At 75.8% G+C, this 1,060-nt stretch carries 1 protein-coding gene; it reads left to right on the top strand.

Features of this window, described 5'->3' with window-relative positions:
- Positions 1-1,060, top strand: a 1,060-nt coding sequence (locus tag JS521_RS35850; protein ID WP_239488303.1) for a class I adenylate-forming enzyme family protein, incomplete at both ends; no start/stop codon positions are given.

The following is a 1,060-nucleotide window of genomic DNA, read 5'->3' as shown; positions in this document are numbered from 1 at the left end:
GTCCCCGCCCCCGCTCCCGCACCCGGGCCCCGAAGACGCCGCGGCCCGGGCGGAACGTGCCCGGCGTGCCGCGCGCATCGAGGCCTCCCTCACCGTGCCCGGCGCGCCCTTCGCCGTGGTCGTCGGCGAGCGGGGGACACCGGAGTACGCCGACGGGCCCCGTACGCTGCGGGAGTTCGTGGAGACCACCTGGGCCTACGGCGACGCGCCGTTCCTGATCGCGGGGGAACGGACCTACTCCTACGGGGAGTTCTTCGCCGCCGCCTCCGCCCTCGCCGTACGCCTGCGGGAGCGGTACGGGCTGCGCTCCGGCGAGCGGGCCGTGATCGCGATGCGGAACCATCCCGAGTGGCAGATCGCCTTCTGGGCCGCCCAGTTGGCCGGTCTCGTCGCCGTACCGCTCAACGCCTGGTGGACCGAGGGCGAGTTCGGCCATGCGCTCGACGACTGCGAGCCCGCCGTGCTCCTCGTGGACGGGGAGCGGATCGGGCGGGTGGCCGGCTGGGCCCGGCGGACCGGGACGCGCGTCGTCCTCTTCCACGACGAGGGGCAGGGGGCGGAGGGCCTGCGCGTCGAGCGGTACGAGGAGTTCCCCGCGCCCGACCCGCTGGCCGCGCCGCCCGACGTGGAGCCCCGGCCCGAGGACGACGCCACGATCCTCTACACCTCCGGCACCACCGGCCGCCCCAAGGGCGCGGTGGCCACCCACCTCGCCCAGGCCGCGGCCGCCCTCAACCCCCGCTACCACGCGGCGGCCTCCGCACTGGCGCGAGGCGTCATCCCGGGGCAGGGGCCCGCCCCCGTCTCCCTGATGACGTTCCCGTTCTTCCACGTCGCCGCGTTCACCGGCTTCTTCGGCGCGATGGCGGCCGGCGGCACCCTCGTCCTGATGCACAAGTGGGACGCGGACGAGGCGCTGGCCCTGATCCGTACGCACCGCGTCACGCACTTCGCCGGAGTCCCGACCACCGGCCTGCAACTGCTGGAGGCCGCGGAGCGTGCGGGGGACGGGCTGGAGAGCCTCACGCTGTTCAGCACCGGGGGAGCGCCCGCCCCGCCC

Origin of the sequence: Streptomyces durocortorensis (assembly GCF_016901035.1) — a bacterium.
GTDB lineage: Bacteria > Actinomycetota > Actinomycetes > Streptomycetales > Streptomycetaceae > Streptomyces > Streptomyces durocortorensis.
This window is presented reverse-complemented; position numbering and strand designations above follow the sequence as displayed.